This window comes from Nostoc favosum CHAB5714 (assembly GCF_020829495.1).
Classification (GTDB): domain Bacteria; phylum Cyanobacteriota; class Cyanobacteriia; order Cyanobacteriales; family Nostocaceae; genus Nostoc; species Nostoc favosum.
The window spans coordinates 1-18,866 of record NZ_JAIVFQ010000085.1; the positions used below are offsets into that span (position 1 = coordinate 1).

General features: G+C 41.6%; 18 protein-coding genes and 1 pseudogene. 10 read left to right on the top strand and 9 right to left on the bottom strand.

What is annotated here, in order from left to right; all coding sequences use genetic code 11:
* Window positions 1-125 precede the first annotated feature (125 nt).
* Complete coding sequence (locus LC586_RS31465) at window positions 126-413, bottom strand: hypothetical protein (RefSeq protein ID WP_229489364.1); 288 nt, start codon at window positions 411-413, stop codon at window positions 126-128.
* Between the two features lie 33 nt (window positions 414-446).
* Here LC586_RS31465 and kdpB point away from each other — a divergent pair, with 33 nt between their 5' ends.
* The 9 genes and pseudogenes from kdpB to LC586_RS31510 form a co-directional block, all read left to right on the top strand.
* Window positions 447-2,588 (top strand): potassium-transporting ATPase subunit KdpB, encoded by a 2,142-nt coding sequence (gene kdpB / locus LC586_RS31470; protein ID WP_229489366.1) that lies wholly within the window; start codon window positions 447-449, stop codon window positions 2,586-2,588.
* Between the two features lie 6 nt (window positions 2,589-2,594).
* Window positions 2,595-2,864, top strand: a complete 270-nt coding sequence (locus LC586_RS31475) for a potassium-transporting ATPase subunit F (RefSeq protein WP_229489368.1) — start codon at window positions 2,595-2,597, stop codon at window positions 2,862-2,864.
* A complete protein-coding gene (gene kdpC, locus LC586_RS31480; protein ID WP_229489370.1) occupies window positions 2,864-3,505 on the top strand; it encodes a K(+)-transporting ATPase subunit C in 642 nt (213 codons plus the stop codon). The genes LC586_RS31475 and kdpC overlap by 1 nt, the downstream gene beginning before the upstream one ends.
* Before the next feature lie 314 nt (window positions 3,506-3,819).
* Entirely contained in the window at window positions 3,820-4,185 is a 366-nt protein-coding gene (locus LC586_RS31485) for a TrkA C-terminal domain-containing protein (RefSeq protein ID WP_229489372.1), read from the top strand.
* 4 nt (window positions 4,186-4,189) lie between these two features.
* A complete protein-coding gene (locus LC586_RS31490; RefSeq protein WP_229489374.1) occupies window positions 4,190-4,699 on the top strand; it encodes a hypothetical protein in 510 nt (169 codons plus the stop codon).
* Between the two features lie 67 nt (window positions 4,700-4,766).
* Window positions 4,767-5,165 (top strand): hypothetical protein, encoded by a 399-nt coding sequence (locus tag LC586_RS31495; RefSeq protein WP_229489375.1) that lies wholly within the window; start codon window positions 4,767-4,769, stop codon window positions 5,163-5,165.
* 177 nt (window positions 5,166-5,342) lie between these two features.
* The gene (locus LC586_RS31500) at window positions 5,343-5,597 is read left to right on the top strand and encodes a DUF7219 family protein (RefSeq protein WP_229489376.1); all 255 of its coding nucleotides are present in this window, start codon (window positions 5,343-5,345) and stop codon (window positions 5,595-5,597) included.
* A gap of 320 nt (window positions 5,598-5,917) precedes the next feature.
* Window positions 5,918-7,378, top strand: coding sequence for a hypothetical protein (locus tag LC586_RS31505; protein WP_229489377.1), 1,461 nt, complete (start codon window positions 5,918-5,920; stop codon window positions 7,376-7,378).
* 20 nt (window positions 7,379-7,398) lie between these two features.
* A pseudogene (locus tag LC586_RS31510) lies at window positions 7,399-7,592 on the top strand (hypothetical protein); the annotation flags it as partial.
* A gap of 83 nt (window positions 7,593-7,675) precedes the next feature.
* Here the strand turns inward: LC586_RS31510 and LC586_RS31515 are convergent.
* Together LC586_RS31515 and LC586_RS31520 are read right to left on the bottom strand one after the other, a co-directional pair.
* Window positions 7,676-8,776: a phosphatase PAP2 family protein gene (locus tag LC586_RS31515; RefSeq protein ID WP_229489379.1), complete on the bottom strand. Its 1,101-nt coding sequence runs from the start codon at window positions 8,774-8,776 to the stop codon at window positions 7,676-7,678.
* A gap of 233 nt (window positions 8,777-9,009) precedes the next feature.
* Window positions 9,010-9,654 carry an HMA2 domain-containing protein gene (locus tag LC586_RS31520; RefSeq protein ID WP_229489380.1) on the bottom strand — a complete coding sequence of 215 codons (645 nt, stop codon included), beginning with the start codon at window positions 9,652-9,654 and terminating at the stop codon, window positions 9,010-9,012.
* 586 nt (window positions 9,655-10,240) lie between these two features.
* On the opposite strand from LC586_RS31520, the gene LC586_RS31525 reads away from it, so the two are divergent.
* A complete protein-coding gene (locus LC586_RS31525) occupies window positions 10,241-12,586 on the top strand; it encodes a WD40 repeat domain-containing protein (RefSeq protein WP_229489381.1) in 2,346 nt (781 codons plus the stop codon).
* 259 nt (window positions 12,587-12,845) lie between these two features.
* Here the strand turns inward: LC586_RS31525 and LC586_RS31530 are convergent, their stop codons facing one another.
* The 6 genes from LC586_RS31530 to LC586_RS31555 form a co-directional block, all read right to left on the bottom strand.
* The gene (locus tag LC586_RS31530) at window positions 12,846-13,424 is read right to left on the bottom strand and encodes an HMA2 domain-containing protein (RefSeq protein WP_229489382.1); all 579 of its coding nucleotides are present in this window, start codon (window positions 13,422-13,424) and stop codon (window positions 12,846-12,848) included.
* Entirely contained in the window at window positions 13,418-13,690 is a 273-nt protein-coding gene (locus LC586_RS31535) for a hypothetical protein (RefSeq protein WP_229489383.1), read from the bottom strand. Before LC586_RS31535 ends, LC586_RS31530 begins: the two co-directional genes overlap by 7 nt.
* A gap of 175 nt (window positions 13,691-13,865) precedes the next feature.
* Window positions 13,866-14,174: a DUF5132 domain-containing protein gene (locus tag LC586_RS31540; protein ID WP_229451650.1), complete on the bottom strand. Its 309-nt coding sequence runs from the start codon at window positions 14,172-14,174 to the stop codon at window positions 13,866-13,868.
* A 70-nt stretch (window positions 14,175-14,244) separates the two neighbouring features.
* Complete coding sequence (locus LC586_RS31545) at window positions 14,245-16,497, bottom strand: heavy metal translocating P-type ATPase (protein WP_229489384.1); 2,253 nt, start codon at window positions 16,495-16,497, stop codon at window positions 14,245-14,247.
* Window positions 16,498-16,810: 313 nt separating this feature from the next.
* Window positions 16,811-17,101, bottom strand: coding sequence for a hypothetical protein (locus LC586_RS31550; protein ID WP_229489385.1), 291 nt, complete (start codon window positions 17,099-17,101; stop codon window positions 16,811-16,813).
* 37 nt (window positions 17,102-17,138) lie between these two features.
* Entirely contained in the window at window positions 17,139-18,302 is a 1,164-nt protein-coding gene (locus tag LC586_RS31555; protein ID WP_229489386.1) for an HMA2 domain-containing protein, read from the bottom strand.
* Between the last annotated feature and the right edge of the window lie 564 nt (window positions 18,303-18,866).

Here is an 18,866-nt window from a genome sequence, read left to right on the forward strand (position 1 = left end):
AGCAGGGGGAGCAGGGGGAGCAGGGGGAGCAGGGGGAGCAGGGGGAGCAGGGGGAGCAGGGGGAGCAGGGGGAGCAGGGGGAGTTAGAAGTTAAAGCATTAGCTTAAAGACTCATTCATCCACCTTTAATACTCATTCATCCACCTTTGATACTCATTCATCCACCTTTGATACTCATTCATCCACCTTTGATACTCGTTTATCCACCTTTGATACTCATTCATCCACCTTTGATACTCATTCATCCACCTTTGATACTCGTTTATCCACCTTTGATACTCGTTTATCCACCTTTGATACTCATTCATCCACCTTTGATACTCATTCATCCACCTTTGATACTCATTCATCCACCTTTGATACTCATTAATCCACCTTTGATACTCATTAATCCACCTTTGATACTCGTTCATCCACCTCAAAGACTGATGCCCAAAATCTAATCTATGCCAACTACTACTGATTCTCCTTCGCCCCGTATTCCATCTGGAACTCGTGACTCGCGCAAGCACACCCCCAAGACAGATATGCGGGGACTTTACCAAAGAGCAATTCGTGAGTCATTTATCAAGCTCGATCCACGAATTACTGTCAAAAACCCAGTTATGTTTGTTGTTTGGGTGGGGACAATTGTCACCTTTCTTGTTACCCTTAACCCAAATTTGTTTGGCACAATTCAGGCAGATATCAATCAACAACGCTTATTAAACGGGTTGATTACAGCAATTCTCTTTTTCACACTCGTTTTTGCCAACTTTGCCGAAGCTGTAGCTGAAGGACGTGGCAAAGCACAGGCTGATTCACTGCGATCAACGCGATCGGATACGATCGCTAACAAAATCCTCCCTGATGGTTCTATACAACAAGTCAATTCTACGGAACTGCAACGGGGCGATTTGGTAAAAGTGGTTGCAAACAATATGATTCCCGCCGATGGAGATGTAATTAAAGGCATCGGCTCGGTGGATGAGTCTGCAATTACTGGAGAATCTGCCCCTGTACTGAAGCAACCAGGTACAGATATTGCCAGTTCGGTAACAGGAGGTACACGCCTACTCTCCGATGAGTTGACAATTCGCATTAGTGCTGATCCTGGCCAAGGCTTTATTGATCGCATGATTTCCCTGGTAGAAGGGGCAGAACGCAGCAAGACTCCCAACGAGATTGCTTTGACGGTATTGTTGGCAGTGTTAACACAAGTATTCCTGATTGTGGTGGCGACTATGCCTCCTTTTGTGGGCTACATCGCCAGCTTTATCAGCACAGCCTTTGGCGTTGAGGCGGGAAACAGTTTGCGTGCGGGTGCTAGCGTTGCTATCCTAATCTCGCTACTGGTAGCTTTAATTCCCACAACTATTGGTGGTTTACTCAGTGCGATCGGTATTGCTGGGATGGATAGAGTAGCCCAATTTAACGTCATTGCTACCTCTGGTCGAGCCGTAGAAGCTTGCGGCGACATCAACACCTTGGTGCTGGATAAGACAGGCACGATCACCTTGGGGAACCGGATGGCTGATGAGTTTATTCCCCTGGATAATCATTCAATACAAGATGTGGCGCAAGTCTCCCTAGCTGCTAGCTTGTTTGATGATACGCCAGAGGGCAAGTCAATTGTGATATTGGCAGAAAAGTCTCAGGCTGCGGTAGACTTCAATCTCGACAAAGCTGAGGGTGTAGAATTTTCGGCGAAAACCCGGATGAGTGGCACAAATCTACCCGATGGTAAACAAATTCGTAAAGGGGCGGTAGAGGCCATTAAGGGATTTGTCCGTTCTCGTGGCGGCGACGTTTCTGATGATGTAGACGCAGCTTATGAGCGAGTTTCCCGTTTAGGCGGTACGCCCTTAGCTGTTTGCCAAGATGACGATATTTATGGTGTCATTTACCTCAAAGATATAGTTAAACCTGGTCTGCGGGAACGATTTGACCAACTCCGCCGCATGGGTGTTAAGACTATCATGCTCACAGGTGACAACCGAATTACCGCTTCGGTAATTGCTCAAGAGGCTGGGGTTGATGATTTCATTGCCGAAGCGACTCCAGAAGACAAAATTGAGGTGATTCGCTCTGAACAATCTCAGGGTAAACTGGTGGCAATGACCGGGGATGGCACTAACGATGCACCTGCCTTGGCTCAAGCAAACGTGGGTGTGGCGATGAACTCTGGGACGCAAGCTGCCAAAGAAGCTGCTAACATGGTGGACTTAGACTCTGACCCCACGAAGCTAATTGACTTAGTAACCATAGGTAAACAGTTGCTAATTACCCGTGGAGCCTTGACAACATTCTCCATCGCTAACGATATTGCCAAGTATTTTGCGATCATTCCGACTATCTTTGCAGCTGCTGGAATCGGCGCACTTAATATTATGGGATTAAAGAGTGCCCAATCTGCGATCGTCTCGGCGCTGATTTACAACGCTTTGATTATTCCGGCACTAATTCCGCTAGCACTTAGAGGGGTAAAGTTTTTACCTTTAACAGCAGATCAACTGTTACGTCGCAACATCTTGATCTTTGGTCTTGGCGGCATCGTTGCTCCCTTCATTGCCATCAAACTGATAGATATTATCTTACCTTTGTCTTAATTTACTATGAAACCCGTTCACATCCGACACACTATTCCTGCATCCCAAGTATTAGAAGAAATAACTGAAATCTGGTGTCAATGGCGTAGACAAAAGCTACCACTGTATTTATTCCTGGCGATGTGTTTCAACCTAGTGGTTGCACCTCTAGTCTATGCAGCTACTGGTGAACAACTTTCCCGGAGTCAATCTTGGGGATTGGGATTGTTAGGACTGGTGACGCTAGGGCTTTCCATCTATTTATTTTTTGTAATGTTTGCACCGGAGAAATTCTAATGAGTTTTGCACGCGAAGCCGGTAGAGCTGTTCGTTCTACCCTGGTACTCTGGGTTATTGGAGCGATTATTTATCCTTTTGCGATGATTGCCATTGGGCAGATTGTGTTTCCGTTTCAAGCAAACGGTAGTCTAATAACTGACAATAGTACAGGTCAAGTTGTCGGTTCTGCTTTGATTGGTCAACCTTTTAGTAGCGATCGCTATTTTAACAGCCGTCCCAGTACCACCAGTTACAGCACAGCTGACCCCAAAAAGGATGATGCGGGAGTTTTGAAAACCGGGGTTTCCGGCGCTAGTAACTTGGCTCCCAGTAATCCCGCATTAATGGAACGCATCAAAGGTAAAGATGACCCAGACCCCAGCAAAAAGGTTGAAGGTGACTTCACTCGTCTGAAAACAGCAGGTGTGCAGCCCACTGGCGATTTAGTCTACACCTCCGGTTCTAGCCTTGACCCTCACATTACTCCCGAAGCTGCGATCGCGCAAATTGCACGAGTAGCTAAGGCGCGAGGAGTTCAGCCGAACCAACTAGAAACTTTGATTGCTCAAAATACCGATGGTCGCTTTCTCGGCATCTTTGGTGAGCCTGGAGTTAATGTGTTGAAGCTGAATTTAGCTCTGGATCAAATTAAAGGATAAAGGCATGGTAAATAGCGAAAAGGGAGTGTTACTGATTAATGCTACGCCTCCTATTCGGAATAGTTATCTATAGCAATCCTTAATAATTACTTAAAATCGAAAGGCTTAGATTATCGACTTATTAAAGAAGTCGATAATCTTTTTTTTACGAATGATTAAGTAGGGCTATATCTCTAAATATATGCCCGTTTAGCTAATTAATAAACACATGCTATATTTTTTAATATATTTTATATATCCTTAAAATATATCTAGTAAAAACATATTTTTTCTATAGAATATTGCACAATAAGATTAGAGTTAAAAAATGTTTTGTGTCAAAAAACAGAAAAGCTTTAGACCCAAGCCTATTTGGTGTTTTAATCCAAGCTAATAGCATTTACTGTGGCATTGATTTAACTGAAATTAAATTACCTGATAAATGCGTTGTTCTAGGAATTTTACGAGAAAGTAAAGTGATTTCAGCAACAGATAATCCTACTATTTTTGCTGGAGACTACATTTTAGCAATAGCAACCCATCCCATGATGGTTCCGGCTCTCAAAGTCACTCTCAAGAAAATTCATTCTGTTTACTATTCCCTTAACAGTTGCTTACTGGAAGCTCGAGCAACAGCCAGTCAGTCTGTTAATTCAGATGATTCAGATGTACTAACTAGTTTCAATTCCACATATTATTAGATAGATGAACATTTACTTCTTCTCTTATCATGCACCTGAGTCAAAGATGATTAAAGATTTAGGTGTTCCGATTACAACCCAATTTAAGGGTGAAATTAGCGATATTTACTCTAAAGGTAATCTAATCTTTTTTATGGAAACTCTGTTTATGGGTGGGCAAAAAATTAAAGCCAGCCATACCATTCCCACTGAATCGATTGTAATTGTTGAAGCTCCACCTATATTACAAGGAGATTGGTTAGCAGCAGGAGTTTCTACACTTTTGGTTCCTCAAATAAAGCCAGAAACTACCGCTTGGGGTGCCGTTGTCCTCAACTATTGCAGATTAATCCAGATTCATAAAATTGAAGTTATTACCTCTCCTTGGAGTAGCAACATTGATACGGAAGCAGTTATCAATCAGGCAGCAAGTGAAATAAAGTTACAAAGAGTCAATACTTCTGATTCATTTTCAATGGCAAAATTTTTCCAAAAACTGGGATGGAAACCAAGCAAGACAGTAGTTTCTCCCTAGCCTCTGAAGATGTTTAATTTAGATGACCTTTACTGAATCTGAATTCGACTAACTAAAGGTTTTTAATATGCATACTTCGGAGCTTTTTCTACTTTATATATCCACCCAAAAAAATGTTCATCAGTCTCTCCTGATTGAAGCTAACCTGGCTAAGGCAACACATAGCGACATAAAACCACAGGACGGAGACATTCCTTTTGTAGCAGTGTTTTTGGCTCACATCTCCTTCATGATTGTTTGGGGAATTGTCGTTTTTCTCGTTTCATCTGTCTGCAAAGCAGTAGAAGATCCTCCAGAAAATGCGGCACAAGATAAAGACGAAATAGTAAGTATCAAACATTTACAGCAACATCCCTGTAAAAACTGCCGATTTTTTAACGACAACCATTATCTAAACTGTGCAGTACATCCTACCACTGCTCTAACGAAACAAGCATTCAATTGCTCTGACTACAGCCCTAAATAGGTGAGTTTCTCGCTATTCTTAGTCATGCAAATCTTATCAAAGCTTCAAAAAACAACGAAATCGAGGGACGTAATTCTGTCACTCTCTGCGAAACAGTATTACCAAATGGAATTATATCAGGTCGCTGCAATTAACCTCCCAATAGCTAATCAGGTTTTTTTGTCAGGAGTAAGTTAAATGCTACAGCCTAATTATGAAGATAAAAATAGCTTTCTTTACCCTCGCGATCGCTACTACGGTAAATTTCAGCCAAACAACTTAGTATTTAATGCTAATCTCCAAGAGTTTGCTCAAAAAATTAGCTATATCACTAGTTTAGAAACTGGTGGAAAGCTATCTCCAGAAAAAGCCTTTGCTCAAATAGAGGCACTCTGGAAACAGTTGGAGGATAGTAAAAATAAGCTGGGAATTAGTCGCGATCTAACGGTTTAATTTAGTTGACCGAATCAGTTATCAGTTATCAGTTATCAGTTATCAGATAAATATGTTGTTCGGTACAAGCCCCCGATTAAAACCAGTGGAGATAGAATAAAAATTTTATGTCGAGACGCATAGCGCCAGACATAAAGGCGTCCAAATCCTTATCCCCTCAATTTATTGATGGGGATTTAACTGATAACTGATAACTGTTCACTGTTAACTGTTAATAAACCTGACGTAACTGTAATAGCAGTGATGCAGTGATTGTTAAGGTGAGAACGTTTAAGTATTTGAATTTTTGAAACTTCATTTGAAAAACCTGGAAAAGTTTTATGAAACAAAAAGAAACAGTATTTGTTATTCCTACTCATCGACTGAGAGATGTAGCACAGACCATCGAAAAGTATGATGAGAATTTCAGGGCGAATGGTCATGCTTTAAAAATTATCGTCTTTGATGATTCCAGCATTGCCAACCACGAGAAATATTACCCACTTTTAGAGCAGACTAAGACAGTCAATGACGTGTTTTATGTCGGCCCCCAAGAGAAAGAGCAATTTATTACATTTTTAAACGAAAGACTGCGCGATCGCAAGCTGGAATCACTAGTCAAAAACTTATTCCGGCCTAGTTATGGAGGAAATCGCAACTTCACACTGATGTATACCCTTGGTCATTTAATGGTTAGTGCAGATGACGATATGCGTCCAGATGCATTAATTGAAACTAGCCCAGAATCTTTATCAGGCGATGAAATATGTCGAGGAAAATTAATTAAGTCCAACCAACAAGGCGGCTTCGTCCATAAATCTTTTGACTTACTCACGGCTTTTGGTGATGTTCTCGGTCAAAAAGCCAGTCATGTACCAGAAAATTTCGAGGCTGGAGAATTGGTTCTTGATACAGCAATGGATTTAGAAACTAATACGACCAAAGGTTACTTTCGGGAAAACAGCCTCTTATTACAACCAGGGAGAGTATTAAATAATGCGATCGTCAAGATTGCCCAGACTTTTCGCACAGGAACTAATGATATTGATACACTTGATTTTATTCATATGTATCTCAATGATGAAAATCAAATAAGTCCAAATGACCTGAATGATTTTTATATTCTTACCAATTTTCGGCCTGTTATTACCAACAAAAACTGGAGAATGGATTGTGGAGTCGCTGGATATGATAATCAGCTAGGTTTACCACCCTTTTTTCCAACTCGGCTCAGATTTGAAGATTATATCTACAGAATTTGGATACAGCAAGAGGGGATCGCCGCTGCACACGTTGATGCTGTCCAGAACCATATTAGAAATAACTATATGCGTAATCCTCTGGCTAGTGAACTCTTTAATGAAGAAATATGTAGCCTGCTGAAAAAGAAGATTAAAAGCAGTGTTTATCATCTTGATGACCTGGGAATCAAATTTGATTACTCTGGCGAGGTCACTTTACTAGACTCTGAGGAAATCTTAGAAAAAATCTCTGCTATCCACAGGCAGGTAGTCAAAGCCTCAATGTCTACCCAAAATGAAGAACGTAAGCAGTCACTTCAATTATTTGCTGAGAACTTATCGAGAGTATTTTATGGGTTTGAACCCGACTTTTTTCAGCAAAACGTTTCCAGAATTATCGATGATGTGATTAGCCAATTTCACGGTTCTCTAGAAATATGGCCAACTCTAGTTGAAATCTGTTACTTTTACAAAGATAAAAAGGATCTACCACAAATCAGGGTCAAAAACAAGAAGGTAAAGTCTAGAAATGATACCAAATCTAGCGAAATTCCTGTATAAACGCGACCTTTGGTAAATAAATTAATATTATGGGATTAAAGAGTGCCCAATCTGCGATCGCCTCGGCGCTGACTTACAATGCCTTGATTATTCTGGCACTAATTCCGCTAGCACTTAAAAGGGTGAAGTTCTTACCTTTAACAGCAAATCAACTATTACGTCGCAATATCTTGCGATAATTGGCATTAGGCAGATTGTGTTTCCGTTTCAAGCAAAAAGTTTTGAAAACCGGAGTTTCTCTGGTTTGGCTGCTTATACTTATCCGCCATTATGCAACGCTGGGGAAGAACCTACAGATCAGACTGCTTCCAGTGACGAGCGATATTTTTGCTGCGATTCTAAGGTAAGGATACAGGCAATCAACCACACTAAACCTGCGGCATAGCCAGCTGTCACATCAGTCAGCCAATGTACACCAAGATAAAGCCGACTGAAACCGATCGCAGCAATTAAAATAATAGTCAAGCCATAAATCCAAAAGCGCCATTCAGGAAACTGCTTTGCCAGAATATAGCCCATAGAACCGTAAATCACTATTGAAACCATTGCATGGCCACTGGGAAAACTGTGTTGACCCACTTTAATAATATGTTTCCACAGTGCTGGACGCGCTCTGCCAAATAATAGTTTCATTAAACAATTTAGCAAGGTTGCACCGACTCCAGCGATGCCCAAGATAGTTGCTTGCCAGCGACGATTATAAAATAACGGGCTAATCGCCAGCCCCAAAGAAGATAACAGCATTACTACTGGATCGCCCATAAAAGTGATACCAAGCATGATGCGATCGCGCAGTGGTGTATGCAACCTCTGGATCAAGAGCAAAATAGCTTCGTCAAGATTATATGCATACAACAGTCCGGTGGCGCATACAAGAGCGCCAACAGCCCCCAATACAGGAATAAATTGACTACCTGTTTGGTTTAATTGTCGCTGCATAGATATTTGAGGCAGTACGGCTGAGTCAGATATGTTTCGATTATCACCCCCAACGGAAGCAGTATTTTCTTTAGTGCTAAAGGAATGCAAGTTACTGTCTCCAATGACTGCGGCAGAAGCAAGTGATTTACTGCTTTTTTGCCGATAATCTAAGAGGATGTCTTGAATGAGGAGTGCGATGGTCGTTCGCGTAGCGTCTCGAAGAGAAGACCCGCCTTCGGCGTTCGTATTTAAACTCTTATCTGGATGAAAGATAACAAGAACATTCCCTGTGTAACTATTAGCACTAGCTTTTGAGATTATTTCCTCCTCTAATAATCTCGATTCAAGATATTTTTTAAGAGCTTCTGAATGATAGAGTCCATTTACCTTATATCTAACTCTTCCTTTAACAGCAGTATGTATTGCTTGAACCCAATGGTTTTGATTAGGAAGTTTATGAAAGTGAGGATTACCCATTTGTTATTGATAATAAAATGCTTGGACTGAAAACTAGTAGTCGGGTTCGTAGTAAGCACTTCAGTGCTTAAAAATCCCGGACTAAAGTCCTTACTACGAACTTTTTCACCCTTTATAACTAATGCGATAGACTACTAGGGAAGAGAGATTTTCATGACTTATCGGAAATCCCAGTTATTTTAGCGCTACTTACTATTAACCAGGAATCATTTTAATAGCTACTCTATTAGTAACTACACAAGTTTAGGTTCGCTGACAGATTTCAGTTTCAAAGGCTGGGAGTTCACCTCGCCATTGCCGCGCAATTGCCATCGCTTGTTAGGTAAGATAAACATGGTGGCAGATTTTAGCTTCTTAATTATGCTTCTTGAGGTAGAAAGTATCCGTTCCCAAACGTCTGTCCTAAACCTTCGATATACAATAACATTACGTGCTTGGTTTATCTTGCGTGTACTATCAATTAGGTTGATTAGAGCATCAAAGATAGCCCCTATGATTGATTTTGCCATTACCTCTTTTGGCACAACTACATCTTGGGCAGTTTGAATTAGGTTGACCAGATGCTCGCGCATTTGGTTATCTGAAATTACACCTACTTTATAATTGATAACGATAGATGCAGCTTTCGGGTTAGTACGGACATTTGTAACTCTAGGATCGGATTCTATTGCTAATTTGAGTTGATTAGCATACTCAGTATCTCTGGCTAGCAGAGGAATACGAAAACGAATCCGCCCAGGAATTGTATGGACAATGCTATAGAATATCTTTTGGGATGGCGCTGTTTTTTCAGCTAGGCTTTTAGCTGCCTTTCTTGGTGGTAAACGCAGGTTAAGACTAGCAGTTTTGTCAGAATTAGACCGTTTTCTAGAAGTCATAGTACTATTTTTTGATTTCAAAAAACAAAAAACGCAACCAGGCTTATAAATTTCTCAATTGATGTTTTAAGAGAGCGTTTTATTGAACTGCATTGGCTTTACTTTAGTAATACCTATTTTTTTGATTGAAAAAATCTATCTCAGTAGTGAATCTAGCTGTCGCTGCTATCAGGTTGATTAAGTTTATTTAACACTATGCTTCAGTAATAATGAAGAACAGAAAGGTTGAAGAAGGCAGAAGGCAAAGGGCACTTAGCAATATTTTCGGTGATTCAGACCTCTCCTAAATTTAAGCTACTAAATCCGAGAGAGATTTAGCTTTGTGCTTAAACCCCTGCTCCCTCCTACCCTCTGGCTTGCTGATAAATGCTCTCTCCCCTCCCTGATTAGATTATTATCATTTTTATTTACATGTGTTGGGTACATAGACTTATTGACATGTAAGGGTTTTAATGTTTTACAGTTGAGTTACTATACTCTCAATTAGTAAAATCAAGAGTATGTATGAATTTACTCGATGGCAGTATTGCCCTGATTTCATGCAAGCTTTGCTTATTTATTTTACTTAGTCTCTAGGTATGTGTTTATGCAGCAAGGGTTAAGGTTACTAATTCAACTGGTACTAGAGTTTGCACCTGTTGTTGCAGAGCTAGTACAAAAGAGAAGTCAAGATTTAGCTCTGAGTAAATATGAATCGATTGAAGTAATTCCCGAAATACTCAAAGTTCTAAATCCTTCAAATAAAAAAAGCAGTTATGTTGAAGACTTTGAACAAGAAAGAATTTTCCAACAGCAATTAGTAGCCGACAATCACCAAACGCAATTAAGAATAGCCGCCCAAGAGCGAGAAACGGCGCTCAAGTTGCCAGAAGTCAATAAAATTCTTGATAGCTGGCCTTTAAGGTTATACCCTTCACAAATTTTAGACCACACCAATTATGGGCGCACTTCACTAAAAATTTTTATCGCTCCTCCTCAAGTAGATTTTGACCAATTTAACGAGAATAGAAATGAAACAATTTCCCAAATTGAGTTAATGTTGGCTGAAGGATTACGAGATTTTCTTAACAAGCATTACTCTCTAAACAGTCAAGTTAGACCAACAGAATTATTGGCAGGAGCTTGGGATAGTAAGCGTTTTCACAGTGAATCAAGTATTAAGGTTCTGTTTGGAATGTTGAAAACAGAGCCTATTTTGATTTTAGAGTCAGAAAATGATGGCGATTATTTAAATTTTCGCATTGCCTACTGGGGTTTGGGACAAGGTAATTATTATTATAAAACAATTGCTCGTTTACCTTATCGAGAAATTCTGGAAGAGTCTGCTAAAAGACGAGCGTTAGAATGGAAAAAGATTAGAGATGAACTGCTGTCCTTGGGAGAAAACTTAGAGGAAATTAATCAGATTGGAAAAGAGAATGTTATTAATTTGGCAATTTTAGAAAAGGTAGAAAAATGGAATGAAAAAGGAATTGATATTAGTAAGTTATCTTTACAATATCAAGTCAACCGTCAAGACTTTGAAAACCTTTGTCAGGTTTTGATTACTTATCACTGTTTGGTTGCAGGTTGGGTAGCAGATATTTACCACCTGGTTAATCATGGTGTACCTCCGTTACTACCAGAGTTGCTGCCGAGTCTGCTGTCAGATACTTTTGATTTACAATCAGTACAGGTTATAGCCTCTGGTTACAAGCAAGTTTACCAAGCTCTGGAAAATGAGCGTTGTTACTGGATTCCAGAATTGGCTTTGCAATTAGCCCAGAGTTTATCTCATTTAAGCGATGCCTACGGCGGTAAACTACGCTCTTGGGCAAATGAACAGCTTGATTATTCTGTGAATACATGGTTACAACTACACCAAATATCACTACCGGATTCTACAAACCCTCTTCAAGCAATGCAATCAGCCGTCAGCGTCAAAGATGAGGAATATGTTAAAAAGTTAAGAGAATATTTTCTTGCGGTGGGTGATAGTCAGAGTCTTGCTGATGTTGAGGAAATTTTGAATTGCGTCGCCAACCTCAAACACCAAGTTACACTACAACATATCGTTCTCAGCCATACCCTAACTGGATATTCAGAAAAAGTGACATCTGTCGTTATTAGTCCTGATTCTGAGAGTTTAGTTAGCGGGTGTGCAGATAAAACTATCAAAGTATGGAATCTTAAAAGCGGCAAACTTATCCGCACCCTCACAGAAGATTTAGGCGAAATTTCCTCTGTTGCGATTAGTCCTGATGAACATTATCTCGCTGTTGGTAGTTGCCAACACCCCAAAAGTAATGTAAGAGTCTACAATGTCAATTCTGGCAAACTAATCCACACTCTGTTAGGACATCAAAAACCGGTTAACTGCATCGCAATCAGTCCTGATGGACAAATTCTTGCCAGTGGTAGCAATAAAATCAAAATTTGGAACTTGCATAAAGGCGATCGCATTTGTACCCTTTGGCATTCATCCGCAGTTCATGCTGCTGCTATCAGCCCTGATGGTACAATCCTTGCTAGTGGTAGTTCTGATAACAAAATTAGGCTGTGGAATCCACGCACGGGCGATCCATTACGCACCCTCAACGGACATTTAGGCGGGGTGAAATCAGTAATCATTAGTCCTGATGGAGAAATTCTCTTTAGCGGTAGCACAGACAAAACTATCAAAATTTGGCATCTAGCTACAGGTAAAGTACTACACACTTTGACTGGACATTTAGAAGAGGTAAAATCCTTAGCTGTTAGTCCTGATGGAGAAATTCTCTTTAGCGGTAGCGCAGACAAAACCATCAAAGTTTGGCATTTGCGGACGGGAGAATTAGTGCAAACTATCACAGAACATTCAGAGGCAGTAAACTCTATTGCTATTAGCCGGAATGGTCAATTTCTTGCTAGCGGTAGTTCTGATAAAACCATCAATATTTGGCAGATTAATTAAGCTTTTTAACTAGTTCCGTGGGTTTAAGTCCCCCGGTTCAATAAAAATTTTGTTTTGTGTTGGGGTTAAATCCCCATTACAAAACTTAATTACGAATTACGAATTACGAATTACGAATTACGCCTGATGTGAATTAGAAACACCTCTTATCCCCCAAGGGTTTCTAGATTAGCCCAAAATCATTGTTTTGAGGCTACCTACGAAATTACAAAGGTTTCAAGGCTTAATTCACATTAAACGTGAATTACGAATTATTTAATTACTCGTTTGGTGATTGTTTTTGGCTAGTTCCGTGCAACTTAATAAAGCTATCAAAAGCATACCATGCTAAAACATACCAGGGAATAATTTCTAACTGCAACCCTTTGTTAAGTAATTGCCGCAGCGAAAGACTAGCTAATCCCAAAGGGAAAAGAATCCGCAGATCAAAAGCACCATGTGTTGACTGTTTGACGCGCTGGTTTAAGTCAACAACCGCAGATGATACTCCTGCTGCTGCCTCGGTGTTACCCTCGGTAACATCGGCAAAAATTATTCCTAAATCTTTAAGTGTTGCTAGCACATTTTCTAGACTGCCATTATTACCATCGTGATTGATAACAATACTGCCATGATGGACATTTGTCTTAACTTGATTAATGTGAGAATTTGCTGACAAAGCATTGGCGATGCGTTGCATCTTTTCTGGTTGACGATGGGAATGAGCCACTCTTAACCGCAATCTTCCGGGAGTCGAACTTACAACTTTTGTAGATATCGGTTTTAGTGATGTTTTGAAAGTGGGTTTGTCTAGAATTTCCGGCATTTTATTGTAGGTGCTATAACCATTAGTCAACATGCAACCACCTTTTTTACTTGTGTGATAGTGGATTTTTGTTGTGGGTTTTTATCTACAGGAATGAGTGCAAAATTAAGGAAAAAGGAACCGCAGAGAAGCCAGTGCGTTGGGCGGCTCTGCCGACTTGTTCGCGCAGCGTCTCCCCGAATCCCAAAGGGAGAGGCTAGCGCCAAGGGAGAAGCATCTGGCGCGACGCAGAGAACACAGAGGAATAAGAGGAGCGAGAGAGTTGTTGCACTATCTTGCACTAGGGACTTCCAAAACATAAATTATATTATGTCCGCTTGATTACTTATTAAACCCGGAGAACCCCACCCCGCCAAAGCTGTGCTTTGTCTCCCCTCCCCGCCTGCGGGGAGGGGTTGGGGGTGGGGTTCTTTTATTTTGGTAATTGGAAGTCGCCTATGGGGAAGAATTTAACTTGCTAATGGGCAGATGAAATTACACACCATTATCGGCGACATTATCCGCATTGGTGGCAGTGGCTTCAAACACGGGGGTTTCTTTTTCCTCAGCAAGTTCTGCTCTGGCTTCGGCTACCATGTCTTCCCAGGTTTCTCCCATTTCTGCGATGGTTCCTTTGCTTCTTTCATAAAGACCAATTCCGCCTTTGATGACTGATTTGACTAAGGGTTTACCAACTCCAGCGACAATGGGCAGCAGAACAGGTGCTAAGAGGACTGCACCAATTCCGGCTATAATACCGGGAGCGCCTGCATCTTCAACAAAATCACTAATTTTAGGTGCCATGTTCAATTTTCTCCTATTAATTAAGAAATCTTGGAAAGCTTTTTAAGATACTCTTGTCGGCATAGTTGTATCATCTTGCCGATAGTAGAGCTTTATGTTGACGATTTTTAAGAATTGGACGCAAACCGTTGACTCCGGCAACTACGGTTGAGCCATTGTTGACTACTGTTGCAGCTAAGGGGTTAAGACCAAAGAAAACGGCTATTACCATTGCCGCTAGGTTAGGAACAGCAACAAGTCCTGTGTTTTGCCGAATCAATTGCTTGGCTTGACGAGCGATCGCTATCGCTTCTAATAAACCATGCAAGTCATTCTGCATCAACACTAAGTCTGCTGTCTCGCGGGCTATCTCAGAACTGTTGGCAAAGGATACGGAAACATCGGCGTAGGCTAAAGCTGGCGAATCGTTGATCCCATCACCTACAAATGCAACCGTCTTACCTTGTTCGTGCAGTTGGCGGACAACTGTTGCCTTTTGTTCTGGAAAAGCTTCTGCGTGAGTATGCGTCGGCAAAATACCAAGTTCAGCAGCAACAGCAGTAGCAGTTCGCTTATTATCGCCGGTTAGCATGTGAATTTCTACACCTTCGACCGTCGAAAGTGCTGTGATCACTTCCCGGCTTTCGGGACGGAGAAGGTCACTATATTTAATAATACCTTGAAGTTGACCGTTGCTGGCTACATAAATCGCTGAATTTGGAGATTTTTGCTGGCCATTTAACGCTTCGGTATCAATGCCACTGGAACGCAAAAAGCGATCGCTCCCAACATAAACTGTCTCTCCATCAATCAGAGCTTGTACGCCCAAACCTAGTTGATAATCCCACTTGCTACGCGGCAAAATTTCCACTTGCTCTGCTTGGGCATAGCGAACAATTGCTTCTGCTACTGGATGAGTTAAACGTTGTTCGGCGGCGGCTGCTAATTCCAACACCCGCAATCTTGAGGTTGCTGGATTGAGACTTTCCACACTGACAACATCGACTTCTCCCTTAGTCAGTGTCCCGGTTTTATCAAAAACTATGGTATCAACTTCTGCTAGTTGTTCTAACGCCCGTCCGCTACGGATAAGAATCCCCCGTCGTGCAGCATAAGTTAATGCTGCCAAAACTGTTGTGGGAACTGATACTCGAATCCCTGTAGCAAAGTCTAGAGTTAAAACGCTGGCTGCCCGTGAAGGGTTGCGGGTTGCGGCAAATACTGCCCCACCAAGTAGCAAAGTTGGCACGACAGCTTTTTGAGCAAATTTCGTGGCATAATTCTCCATCCGGGTATCGTGGACAGGTGCTTCTTGCATTAACTTAATGCTTTGTCCGGCGCGGGTATCGTTGCCTATCCATTCTGCAAGAATATAAATTCGTCCTTCCCGTACCAGCGTTGAGGCGAAAACTGGTTGTCCTTTTTTCTTCAGCACCGGCATCGACTCGCCAGTTAGTTTTTGCTCATCTAGCAGGGCTTTACCTCGCAAAATGCTACCATCAACCGGCACTTGTTCGCCAGGGTAAACAATCACTGTATCGCCACGTTGCACATCTTGAATGGGAATTTGTTGCTTGTCGCCATTGCGTTCCACCCAGACAAATTGCCCTAGAGAACTAAGTAAATCTAGAGTTTGTTGAGCAGAAGAACGAGCCGTGCGATCGCGGATATTTTCGCCTACTTCAATTAAACCCAGCATCAGCGATGGTGTGAGAAATTGGCCTTGGAAGGTAGTAATAGCGATCGCCATCAGATCCAAAAAGTCAATATTCAATTTTTGCTCTACCCTAATACCTTCCCAGGCTCGTTGGAGAACCGGTAGTGTGGCAATGGCAATGGGAAGCACCACTATCAAAGGTGGGATCGGTAATCCTAACGGCCCCCCCAGCACTGCTAAAGTAGTCGCAACGGCGGAGAGTTGTAAACCTGGCCAAGATGCCTCTTTTTCGGTTTCTGATAAAGATGTAGAGTTTTTGAGAACGACTACAACACTTGCAGCCTGAATCAAATCGTGAAGGTGCGATCGCATCTTCGCATCAGAAACTTTCTCAGATTTATAAGTAACTGCAACTGACATTGCCGCAGGCTTGACACGGACATTCTTCACCAGCGCATCTGCTGTTAACAACACTTCCAGACGCTTGGCATAATCTGCATCACAGCGTAAGCGAGGTAAGCGAAACCGTACTCTTCCCGGAATTGTATGGACAACGCTGTAGGTAACGTTGGGTAACTCTCCTTGAGAGTGTCCATTAGTGTCAATTAAAGAAACTTTTCCATTCCCTTCCAACACACTGAATTGAGATTTTGGGGGTGATGGTAGTTGCAGTGCTACTTTTGCCATTACTTTTCTTTAATCCAAAATTGTTACACTTCGATGAAAATCAGGCTCTTTATTAAGGTAAAGAGAGCAAATTAGCCACCAATCCTGCGAGATTGATTAAGTAGTCATTAGTCATTAGTCATTGGTCATTAGTCATTGGATATTGGTGTATGTTCCGTCCCTTGTGGGCGGAAAAACTTGTCTTTCATCTGACTAATTCAAACCACGTAAAAGAGTGGGCATGGTTTCTCTTGCACTAATGACTAATAACTAATGACTAATGACTCTCGCGTTGCGGTTAGTTTGGTTATTTGTCATTTGCTGGATTCGTTAGCTAACTTATCGCTGTGGCGGGATCATTGGCAGATTCAATTAAATTGGCTAGATGAGATATTGGTGTTGATAAAAAGCTTTGCACTCGCTTCTGAGAATTCCGCATCATTCCAGTTTTATAGGTAATGACAACTGATCTCGCAGCGCTATTAACTCGCTCACTGGTAACTGTAGAATCTGATTTGAGTAATGCCTCTAACCGTTGGACATATTTGGGATCGTAGGCAATTCGAGGCACTTGCTCTTGTTTTTTGTCTAAATCTGCTACCGTTTCTAAATTTAAATCAGTCATAATTGCCCTCCAGTATTCCGCAATTTGAAACTGTATATTAGGTTCCCAAGGGTAAGTTCGCCATAATACCTAATGAGAAAGACATCGCAGGCGATTTTAGGTTAGTCCACAGACTGGATAACTGTGGAGTTGTTGGCTTTGCCGTTATTGCGTCTGTAACTTCAGCAGTCTGAGTAACCTGAGTTGTATGATTTGCCGTTGTTGCGTCTGTAATTTCAGGAGTCTGACGAACTTCTTCTAGGGGTTGGTTAACCGTTGTCATCCCTAGTGTTGGTGGGTTTGTCTCCAACGCTAATTCCATCAAACTCACCCAATAAGATAATGGAATATCACGAGACTGATAAGCGATCGCTATCGATGCTGCATCAAAATTCACACGCACGCTTGTAACTTCAGCATCGGTTTTCACTATTCTCTCAAGTCGCCGCCCATAGGCTCGATCTTCAGCAATTTTTGGCACATTGAAGCGAATACGTCCGGGAATTTTATGAACTACGCTGTAGTCAATCTTTGCAGGTGCTACCACCTTGCTATTTTCTTGTTGGATAGTAGATTCGGATATATCGCTTTTTATTGCAGAACTGGTGTTATTACCTTCGTTTTTTTCTGATGTCGGAACTTGAGAGCCAAGATAACCAATTACACCACGGGTTGCATCCGCCGCAATCATATAAACTGGAATCGATACCCAGCCATGAATTCCCAACCCTCCTGTTACCGCCAAGCCTGTCATCATCGGAATTAAGGAAATACCCTGCTCTTTCCAAAATAAAGGAGATTTCCAAGCTGCAAAGGGATCGGTCTTGCTAGGTGAATCAGACGAAGCCTGTGGCTGTTGGATCTCAATATCGGATTTTAGCGCCAAAATTTGCGGTAATGAGAGCTTATCTTCATCAAAATTAACTACCAAACTGCCCGTTTGCTCATTCACGCTAACTTCCCTCACTCCTTCTAAGGAGCGGAAATCTTGGGCTATGTTGTCTAGTATCGAGTTGAGACTACTGTCAGTGGTACGGAGTCGCACGCGCCCGCTAGTTACATGAACTATTTGCAAACCACCTGAGGGCTGTGACTTCGTTGACTGTGCCATCGCTTTACTTATACTCTGATTGACTTGGTTGCTTTGTTGTGTAGAGCTTAAATTAGAAGATATTTTAGCGAAAAGATGTAATTTTTCACGATTACTGATATTTTTAGCCATTTACCGGATTACCCAATCGCTACATCAGGTTAACAATAGATTAAATGTAACTTAAGCTTGAGGATCAAATGTGTGCCTTCCGAATTATTTTTAACGACAATAATTCTTATGACAATGATTATAAAACTTACGCACTGTACAAATTAATTGTGGTAAGTAAGTCGGCACAATAAAAGCAAACTGTGTGAAGAAAAGTAAACAAGGCTACAACCCTCTTTCCCCCAGCTAATAGCCCCCAGCAAGAACTGCCTTATCCCAACGATAATTATTTACGCCGACCTACTTATGCATCTACCAAAATAGGTCTTTACCCCCTATTTAGGCATTCTCTGTCAGAGACTCATGACCTTTACAAGGACAAGGAGAGGGGGAGGCAAGGGGACGAGAAGAATTGTCTGCTCCTGCCGTAAGTTACGGGCATTATAGCGGTTCTCGTTTACGTGAGGTACACCCGTAGGGGCACGGCCTGCCCATTAGTGTCAACTTAAGCTAAAAATCGCTTATCTGTTGGCTTCCACGCCCGCCCAGAAATGAATTTCTTTGGCTTTTAGCTAAAGTCTACTC

Excerpts from the sequence above, each read along its gene's own strand:
- LC586_RS31465 (WP_229489364.1), bottom strand. The coding sequence starts at position 413 with ATGAACGAGTATCAAAGGTGGATTAATGAGTATCAAAGGTGGATTAAT.
- LC586_RS31515 (WP_229489379.1), bottom strand. The coding sequence starts at position 8,776 with ATGGGTAATCCTCACTTTCATAAACTTCCTAATCAAAACCATTGGGTT.
- LC586_RS31540 (WP_229451650.1), bottom strand. The coding sequence starts at position 14,174 with ATGGCACCTAAAATTAGTGATTTTGTTGAAGATGCAGGCGCTCCCGGT.
- LC586_RS31490 (WP_229489374.1), top strand. The coding sequence starts at position 4,190 with ATGAACATTTACTTCTTCTCTTATCATGCACCTGAGTCAAAGATGATT.
- kdpC (WP_229489370.1), top strand. The coding sequence starts at position 2,864 with ATGAGTTTTGCACGCGAAGCCGGTAGAGCTGTTCGTTCTACCCTGGTA.
- LC586_RS31535 (WP_229489383.1), bottom strand. The coding sequence starts at position 13,690 with ATGTTTTGGAAGTCCCTAGTGCAAGATAGTGCAACAACTCTCTCGCTC.
- LC586_RS31530 (WP_229489382.1), bottom strand. The coding sequence starts at position 13,424 with ATGTTGACTAATGGTTATAGCACCTACAATAAAATGCCGGAAATTCTA.
- LC586_RS31505 (WP_229489377.1), top strand. The coding sequence starts at position 5,918 with ATGAAACAAAAAGAAACAGTATTTGTTATTCCTACTCATCGACTGAGA.
- LC586_RS31500 (WP_229489376.1), top strand. The coding sequence starts at position 5,343 with ATGCTACAGCCTAATTATGAAGATAAAAATAGCTTTCTTTACCCTCGC.
- LC586_RS31525 (WP_229489381.1), top strand. The coding sequence starts at position 10,241 with ATGCAGCAAGGGTTAAGGTTACTAATTCAACTGGTACTAGAGTTTGCA.
- LC586_RS31550 (WP_229489385.1), bottom strand. The coding sequence starts at position 17,101 with ATGACTGATTTAAATTTAGAAACGGTAGCAGATTTAGACAAAAAACAA.
- LC586_RS31475 (WP_229489368.1), top strand. The coding sequence starts at position 2,595 with ATGAAACCCGTTCACATCCGACACACTATTCCTGCATCCCAAGTATTA.
- LC586_RS31555 (WP_229489386.1), bottom strand. The coding sequence starts at position 18,302 with ATGGCTAAAAATATCAGTAATCGTGAAAAATTACATCTTTTCGCTAAA.
- LC586_RS31520 (WP_229489380.1), bottom strand. The coding sequence starts at position 9,654 with ATGACTTCTAGAAAACGGTCTAATTCTGACAAAACTGCTAGTCTTAAC.
- LC586_RS31495 (WP_229489375.1), top strand. The coding sequence starts at position 4,767 with ATGCATACTTCGGAGCTTTTTCTACTTTATATATCCACCCAAAAAAAT.
- LC586_RS31545 (WP_229489384.1), bottom strand. The coding sequence starts at position 16,497 with ATGGCAAAAGTAGCACTGCAACTACCATCACCCCCAAAATCTCAATTC.
- kdpB (WP_229489366.1), top strand. The coding sequence starts at position 447 with ATGCCAACTACTACTGATTCTCCTTCGCCCCGTATTCCATCTGGAACT.